Origin of the sequence: Leptospira borgpetersenii serovar Javanica, from assembly GCF_003046425.1 — a bacterium.
GTDB classification, from domain to species: Bacteria; Spirochaetota; Leptospiria; order Leptospirales; family Leptospiraceae; genus Leptospira; species Leptospira borgpetersenii.
In genome coordinates, this window is the sequence record NZ_QAJG01000045.1 from 1 (window position 1) to 8,110 (window position 8,110).

8 protein-coding genes and 1 pseudogene are annotated in these 8,110 nt (G+C 37.2%); 3 read left to right on the forward strand and 6 right to left on the reverse strand.

Annotated features, from left to right (window positions below):
- Positions 1–136 precede the first annotated feature (136 nt).
- A complete protein-coding gene (locus tag CLV95_RS18110) occupies positions 137–352 on the forward strand; it encodes a hypothetical protein (protein WP_002739250.1) in 216 nt (71 codons plus the stop codon).
- On the opposite strand, the pseudogene CLV95_RS18115 reads toward CLV95_RS18110, so the two are convergent.
- Positions 271–459, reverse strand: a pseudogene (locus CLV95_RS18115) (integrase core domain-containing protein); the annotation flags it as partial. The gene CLV95_RS18110 and the pseudogene CLV95_RS18115 overlap by 82 nt on opposite strands.
- A gap of 966 nt (positions 460–1,425) precedes the next feature.
- Between CLV95_RS18115 and CLV95_RS18120 the strand changes: the two are divergent.
- Entirely contained in the window at positions 1,426–1,827 is a 402-nt protein-coding gene (locus tag CLV95_RS18120) for a helix-turn-helix domain-containing protein (RefSeq protein ID WP_002743965.1), read from the forward strand.
- A gap of 16 nt (positions 1,828–1,843) precedes the next feature.
- On the opposite strand, the gene CLV95_RS18125 is transcribed toward CLV95_RS18120, so the two are convergent.
- Both CLV95_RS18125 and CLV95_RS18130 read right to left on the reverse strand, forming a co-directional pair.
- A complete protein-coding gene (locus tag CLV95_RS18125) occupies positions 1,844–2,752 on the reverse strand; it encodes an LIC10906 family membrane protein (RefSeq protein WP_002721333.1) in 909 nt (302 codons plus the stop codon).
- Between the two features lie 17 nt (positions 2,753–2,769).
- A complete protein-coding gene (locus CLV95_RS18130) occupies positions 2,770–3,384 on the reverse strand; it encodes an LBL_2463 family protein (protein ID WP_002721340.1) in 615 nt (204 codons plus the stop codon).
- A 383-nt stretch (positions 3,385–3,767) separates the two neighbouring features.
- Between CLV95_RS18130 and CLV95_RS19965 the strand changes: the two genes are divergently transcribed.
- Positions 3,768–3,950 (forward strand): hypothetical protein, encoded by a 183-nt coding sequence (locus CLV95_RS19965; RefSeq protein WP_077022164.1) that lies wholly within the window; start codon positions 3,768–3,770, stop codon positions 3,948–3,950.
- Positions 3,951–4,398: 448 nt separating this feature from the next.
- Here CLV95_RS19965 and CLV95_RS18135 read toward each other — a convergent pair whose 3' ends face one another.
- The 3 genes from CLV95_RS18135 to CLV95_RS18145 all read right to left on the reverse strand — a co-directional run bounded on the left by CLV95_RS18135 (position 4,399) and on the right by CLV95_RS18145 (position 7,466).
- Complete coding sequence (locus CLV95_RS18135; RefSeq protein WP_002734795.1) at positions 4,399–4,920, reverse strand: hypothetical protein; 522 nt, start codon at positions 4,918–4,920, stop codon at positions 4,399–4,401.
- A 126-nt stretch (positions 4,921–5,046) separates the two neighbouring features.
- Positions 5,047–5,487 carry an SF0329 family protein gene (locus tag CLV95_RS18140; protein ID WP_002721356.1) on the reverse strand — a complete coding sequence of 147 codons (441 nt, stop codon included), beginning with the start codon at positions 5,485–5,487 and terminating at the stop codon, positions 5,047–5,049.
- 302 nt (positions 5,488–5,789) lie between these two features.
- Complete coding sequence (locus CLV95_RS18145; protein WP_002721344.1) at positions 5,790–7,466, reverse strand: acyl-CoA dehydrogenase family protein; 1,677 nt, start codon at positions 7,464–7,466, stop codon at positions 5,790–5,792.
- Positions 7,467–8,110 lie beyond the last annotated feature (644 nt).

An 8,110-nucleotide genomic window follows, 5' to 3' on the forward strand; every position in this document is an offset into this window, starting at 1 on the left:
AAAAATAATGTGATATTCTAATTTTAAAAGTTAAATACTCATTTCCACCGGGACTTAGTTTTCCTAAAATAAAAACAGTGCACCGCCGATTCCGAATATACATAAGCAATACTTAAAATACGAAAGAAGGCAAAAGATGATACGAACGAATGAATATGAGAAAATACGGAAGCAGGCGCTGAAGGAACTGGACGCGATGCTTGAGTCCGGCGGGGAAGGGCTTGCTGTGTGGCATCTGATGTATATCCAAGACAAACCGGAACCTAAGTATTACCCCTTGGAGGTAGGAGTTGGAAATGTAACGACCCTACCGCAAGGAGAATCCTTGTTTAATGACAGATGCCTCCAATGATTGTAGTAATCAACGTATTCCTGTGCAACGCGGTGCGCATGATGCAAAGAAAAGATCGGGATATGATTGAGACATTCCCTCCGTAAAGAACGGAACCACCGCTGCATATTCAAATTTTAAATCGTATTTAAACAAAGCCGAGAATGGTAATAACAAGAAGAACAGAGTTCAATTCAGATTATAATATAGTTTGAGTTGTTAGATACCGTGGCTTTACAGTTCTGTTGCAGAACCCACAGCCAAGGTAGAAAACTCAACATATCCCGAGTGAAAAAGCATAAATTAAGTTGGTGGCTTTTTTGAAGAAGATCCCATATTCTAATTTTTGAAACGAGTTCTTTAAGTTTTTTTATACGTTTGAGTAGAAATACAATTCCTATAAAATAAAGAAAGAAATATCAGACCTTAATTAAGAACCAAACTTTCTGTCTCTGCTCGGTGGATCATAACTGGTGAATATACCGTAGTTGGCGGAATGTTCCAGAGAGGAATTTGTATCCGATTTTCTTCGTATAGATTCAAGTAACCGAAAAGGACCTCAAATGAACAATTCGAATGAATGTTTTTTCGAATCGTCTTTCGATTGATCGACATCGTCTGAAAAAATTTCCATAACGAAAGGAATGGATAAAATAAATAGTATTAATTTTTTGATCATTGCTTTTATCCGTTTTGATTTTGTATAAAACGGTAAGTTTTCAAATAGGAAGGATAACGTGTAAAAGATTAGAAATCCGAACACAACGTTGTAGTCCTGATTTTTAAGAATCTACGTCTTTGAAAGAGTAGATTTCTTTAAATTAGGGCTGGAAAAATACTATCTTCCAAAATAATTTGTCCTGGTTAAAAAAATGTTTAGAAAATAAATGAATAAAATTACAGATTGCCTCGTAGTTGCTCAAAGTTTTTTTTCGAAAAGGACAGCAATTTGGCGTAAGATCTAATCTCTGATTGGATGTTCTGTAATATTAAAATGTATGAATAAATATGAATATTCTAATCGTATATAGATTTAAAATATTTTATACTCATAGAATGAAAAGCAAGAAAAAATTCTTTTATAATATAATTCAATGGAATTAAAAACCCCGGGACAAAGAGTAAAATATATCCGAACTGAAGGATTAGGTGAGAAGTTGACACAAGCGCAGTTTGGTGCCGCAATATTTATTTCTCAAGCGCATTTGAGTAGGATTGAATCTGATGAGCTTGAGATTACAGAACAAGCAGCTTTCGTTATTGAAGTAGTTTTTAATTATAAAAAAGATTGGGTCTTAAACGGAATCGAGCCTAAAATGGTTAGCGCTATTAAATTTCGGGAAAGTTTTTCATCAAAAATAGAAGAATGGAATCATTTAGTTAGGAGAATTGAAAAAATTCCAAATGCAAAGTCGATTATCGAAAAATATATAAAACTAACAGATAAAGATAGAGTAACAATTGATCAGATTATTTCGCGACTTTCAGAGATGTAATATTCTTAGGAAAGAATTATTTAATGCACCGGTAGTATTTTCTAGCTAATAATTCAGCCCTTCTATTCAATTCAAGGTCTGTATTCAGTAATAGATTCATATCAGTATAAAGTATATTTGCGGTAATGACTGCTTTAAGAGCAAGAGATTTGTTTTGGAATTCATTTGGATCTAGAAAACTATAAAGAATCAGATGAAAATTGAGTGTAAGGCGATTTAAGAATGGCACTTTGTCCCCAAAAAGTAGGGCAGCTTTGGTTTCAAATACATCATATTGAAGAACAGCAACTGCCCATAAAAATGAGGATGGGATCAAACCTATAGGAATAAAATAACCTTTAAAAATTCCCAAGATGGGTAAAATATATACAAATAGGATAGTAGTGAATAAACTAATAATAATTCCTAATGAAAGTAATGAGAATCTTACCCTTTCGAAACCGGACTCAAAAATGGCTCTTCTTAAAACTAAAAAGATAGAAAATCCAACGTATCCAAATGAATATATAATTAAAACATGATATGCCGGTAAAAGATTATAGGAAGATGTCTGATAATCCACCATTTCAATCATATTCAATGAAATGCAGGAAAGAAAAAGATAAGTTATTACAACTAAATCGATAAAAAATAGAACATTTTTTTGTTTAAAGTCAGATTCTATTAGATTCATAACTAATCGATTTAGAAGGAAAGGTACGAAAATAACCGGTAATAATGTTATACTGGGAGCAATTGCATGAATTTCTTTTGGAAGAACATAGCGCATTCCAGAAAGTAGCGACCATAAGCTAATTGAAAGTGACAGAGCAAAAAAATACTTTGGTATTTTTGAATTTTTCCGATGACCAAATCGAAAAACGTAAATTCCTAAAAGTATCACTACTAAGGAACATAAAAGGCTAATTATTAATGGAATATTCATTACAAATTTCTCAAAAATTACACTAAATTAACACTTATTTTTTGTAAACTTGTTTTATTGATTTCGATGATGTTTAAGAGTACTAATTCCTGATTAAAATAATCTTCAGGAAAAAAGACTGGTTTGGAAAAACGCTTTGATAATTCGGCCCCGGCGGACAAATAAATTCTTTCAATAGAAGCTAATTTTTGATGATACATTCCGTAGATTTTCGAAAAATTCTTTTGTAAGCAATAGTTGACGACCATTTTAAAATTCATTGTTGCCGCTTTACCCCCCATGATGGTGCGTAAAAACGCTACACTGTTCCAATCTGCAACATTCTCTTCTGGCACAACATATCTTTTTTGTGGATTAGAGCCGTAAATAACAGCCATCTCAACAGGGAGAAAATTATTCGGTTTCTTCTCTACAATTCTCATTGCAGATAGAATTTTTTGTTCTGAGTCGGTAACATAAAACCAAGTGGACCAAGGATCTAAGTTGAATGTTGTATAAGGCGATTTGTTATAACCGCTACCTGAAAATATATTTTTGATGAAGTTTTTAACTCGTTCGAGTTCTTCGGGATTTTCTAATCCATGGAGTATATTTTTTTGAAGAGTGGGGTTTTTTAAAATAATATGTGACATAATATTTATATTTTGCCATTCTTGGATTGGATTTCAATGAATTATTCTATAAGAGTTATTACTTTTCTTAAAAATTTTAACATAGGTTTAGAAAATAAGCCCATTATCCTTATTGCTGCAGAGAGAGAACCCACGAACTTTATTTAAAAGTCCAAACGAAAGTTTTTGAGAAGGTGAAGAATAGATCTGAAAGCGAGCAACGTAAATAGGGAGAATATTCGAAGACAGTAAGAATGGCTAATACAAAAGGTGAGGAAACTCTATTTGCTTTCTTTAAGAAAAAGTTAGATAGTCCGAAATCGAAAGACCAAGAATTAGAATTATTATTAGACATTCTTTATGAGCGAATAAGAAGTCGATTTAAGGAGCAGATATATTGAAATATATTTAAATCATTATTTGTTAGAGAAACGGTTCCGCATTCAAACATCACGCCATTAGCTAAGAGCCGGTCTCAAAACCTGAAGAAAAATATCTCTCAACGATCCGGCAAGTTTTTAAAAAACATAGAAGTTCCCACAGAAACCGTCGTATTGAAGGTTTTCTCCCGTCGTTTAAGATTGTAATAGCTCCTACATTCCTAAGGTTTTGAGACGGGCTCTAAGAACGATTTAGCAAAAGAACTTTTTTATTGGCAGCATGAAATTCTGAAACAATTATTAATGTTTTATGAAATTCGAAATGAGAATCGGAATACAATAAGTTGAGGTAGTTTAATAAATTATGGATGCAATTCATTCCGTGCAGAATCCACACCAAATGTAGACCCAGCAGTGAATCCAGTGTCATTTATTGAATTAAAAAGTCTGACATTGACCCACGGCCACAAAAGTGATCGAAGTGGAAAACCTACGCGCAATGTGGATTGAATGAAGAAGCTAGAATATGCGAAAAACTAGTAATGATGCGTTGCAGATAGAAACATTATGCTGCGATCCGTAGAGAGCGACACTTTAGTTTCACCGTGGTCCAGCCTTCGTTTGTAAAGTCTGGATTCGTGTATGTTGTAAAGTCCTAAAGTTTAATTCCTGTTTGCCGAGCATCTGAAGGGGTATTTAAAGAATCGCCGATCGCGCGTTCGATCCTCTTGGCGTCAACACGATCTGTGATTTTATCAATGATCGTGATCTCTTTTCCGTTATATAATATGCAGGAAACGGAATGATATTCGACGGAGTATTCGGAGGAAGAGTCAACCTTGGAATTTGTATAAACGGTTTTGATATCTTTTTTACGGATCGTCTTTTTCCATCTTGTAGGAATGGGAGATGGATAAACGGTCACATGCCACGCATCGATTGAAACATTCGTAGAATTGAATGAATTATGAATCGAAGAATAAAGGATGAAACCGGGAATCGTCAAAATAAAAAACGTAAATACGGATTGTTCCGAAAAATCGAAATCGATACGATCTAAAATGACACCGCCGATGAATAAAGAGGAAGCGAAAATTCCCAACAAGGATGTATATCGAAATCGATCGTAAGAATATACGATCTGATTTCGTTTTTTTCTAACGGTTATTTTGCTCATTGTTGCGGATTCATTTTTTGAGAATCTATTTTTGAAGTCAATTCGAGAATCTGAATTCAAGTTGCGATCGAATTGGTTCTATTTGAAAAGTATTGGAAAATTATAGTTCTATATCTTTTTTGCTACTTATAATCTTTTTTCAATAACGAGTAACGCAGATCTATTTTTCGTTTTTTTTCCCAATAAAAGTAACCTTCTAATCCCAATTCTCCTATCCGCAGCTTTTAATATATTTGCAAGTCCCCATAGATCTTTTTCAAAATGTTTTTGAAACAGCTCTTCTTGATCCGTTTGAATATATTCTTCAATCAAATCTGATATTTCAGAAATATCCGTATTGTATGGATAAGTTTTGATGATTCCGTCTTTTTTTAATTTTTTATCTACAAATTGTTTTGGATAATCCCAAATTATATTTTTGTCTAAGGTAATCCAATATCTAGGCAAACCTGTCGATCCGCGTTCAGAATGCATTGGATAAACTATACAATGAATCTGAAAATTCAGATTTTCATCGATTAAATTATACAAACGACTTTGTAACTTACTCCAAGGTTTTGATTTCATAATCTCGCACGTAAATATTGGTTCGGGCCTTTTCTGAGATTGAATTGCCCGGTCAACTCAACGCATTGCTTTTCAGGTCCTTTGCAGGGGTAGCGAAAGACACAAAGTGTCTGAAGCGAGGGAGGCTTTTCCCCTTTCAAAGGACTGAATACGAAATTGTAAGACCATATTTTCTATAAATACCGATCCACTATCGCTTATTTTTTCAGAGAACCAACTTCTGCATTACGATTTTGGAATGCACTTTTCAAGGTGTTAGCCGCTTGCTGTCTAATTTCCTTAAATTTGTCGGTTCGCCGCTTTTATGCGCCTACGTATTGGTCCATTAGGGATTTTGCAATTACTCTTAGGGCCATTACTTCTTCGGCACCTTCGAAGATGGAGAACACTCGGGCGTCCACAAAGTAACGGGAAACGGCGTATTCTTCTGCGTAACCCATTCCACCATGAATTTGCATCGCTTCTCTTGTCACCCATTCGGCGACTTTGGAAGCGTAGAACTTGATCAACGTGGCTTCCATTTGGCCTTGGTGATTATCCAATAAACTAGCTACATGATTTGCAAATTGACGAGAAGCCTGTAAAATCACCGCCATTTTCGCTATTTTGTATTTTGTTAAGTTGTATTCGTAGATCGGTTTTTGAAATACGGATCTATCTTGCGCATAACGTAGAGCCGCTTCCAGAGCAGCTTGCATCACACCGTGAGCACGGGCCGCGGTCTGAATCCTTCCACCGGCAAATCCTTCCATCTGGAAGTAAAATCCTTTTCCTCTTCCTGCTTCTCCGCCTAACAGGTTTTCTGCGGGAACGAAGTAGTTGTCGAAGGAAACTTCGAAAGAATGCATTCCTCTGTATCCGATAGTACCAATTGCTTTTCCTTCTATCTTTCCACCTTCGGGTTGAGTGTAAGCGAATTCGTGACCGGTAAAACTCGGTTTTTCCGCGAGTAGAATGGAAAGTCCTTTGTGTTTCAGGGAAGGATCAGATTCGGTTCTACAAAGGACCAAAAGGAGGTTTGCATAACCCGCAAACGTACACCAAGTTTTAACACCATTGATGACCCAACCTCCATTTGCTTGTTTTGCCGTTACGGAAACTCCCGCTACATCCGAACCATAGTTCGGTTCGGTCACCATGATTCCGGCCATTCTTTCCCCGGATGCAAGAAGAGGAAGCCACTTGTCTTTCTGTTCTTGAGTTCCTCCTTTCAGAAGAGCCTTGGACATAATTTCCGGTCTAGTGATGAGAGAGCCCGCAATTCCCAATCCCCCTCTGGAAAGTTCTTCGGTGACGACGAGCATGGATAAATTATCCGGTTTATCGTTCGGTTGGATTCCGCCGTATGATTCCGGAATACAAAGACCGAAACAACCCATGTCTTTCAATCCGCCGATGATGTCTTCGGGAATGATGTCGTCGTGTCTATGAACGTGTTCCGCGTGCGGCATGACCACGTCTTCTGCAAACTTCTTAAACGTTTCACGAAACATTTCGTGATCGTCGTCCAGACCGTAGGCTCCGAAATGACCTTTGGCAACGATCTTGTCCGCGATCTGGTTGTAATTTTGGATCGCCATCGCGTTCTCTAAGAATTGATTGATTTCGTCGTTGAATATTTTGGAAACCAGACTGGAAGCTTTGATTCCGTACTCGGAAGGACGGGAACTGATTTCGGAACGAACGTGGTTCACAGTTTCAGCCGCAAAAACGACCGCCATTTCCTGTTCGAGATCCCCTGTTCCTCGGGACGTATCCCAAGCATATTCAATGAATTTCTCCGCGATTTTTTGTTCGGAAGTAAGCCAGGCGATTTGGTATTGAACGAGTTGGTTTTCGTCCATTTTGTCAACGGAGGCTTTTCCGTTAACATTGCAACGTGCTGCAAGTGCTTTCGTAACTTCTTCGATCACTCCTGCGGAAACGGAAAGTGCTTTTTTCGCGGTCGTTTGATCAACGACGGTATTGGTTGCGCTCATGGGTTTTTAATCCTGAAGTAAAAAATTCGAATCTGAAACCTACAAAATCACGACTTCTACCACTGTCATTTGCTTTTTGAACGATGTTTCTGGATGGCAAAAGTCCATTTTAAAATCGAAAATAAAAAGTCGGGTATTTTACTTCCCTATTTTGTTAGGCGCATTCTCTTCCGGCCTGGCTTATTGAATCCGTAAAGAGATCTTGTAACTCTTTACGTCAGTCGGTTCGGCATTATTCCTGGTTCTGATTCTCGAAGGGAAAAATTCCTGTTCAGTTGTTTGATTTTTTTGAATATACTGCTTGGGCGTGAGTATCGTTCCGAAGACTTTCTGAAGTGGACACGTATGTACTTCACAAGAGCAGCACCGAGTATGATGTTTTTGATTCGACGGAGTCAAGAAGGCTGGTAGAGGAAACGAAAGCATTTTCGCTTCCGACGGGTCGCTCGATGGATTGATCGCTCTCTGAACTTGAGGTATAATGCTCTCTATCCCCACAATTACTTGGATCTCTTCCGACAAATCCTCTGTGAAACAGGCTCGGCCCTGCAGAGCGACCCATAGGAAAGCTCTGCATTGAGTTTTTCAGAGCGACCCATAGGAAAGCTCTGCATTGAGTTTTTCAGAGCGACCCATAGGAAAGC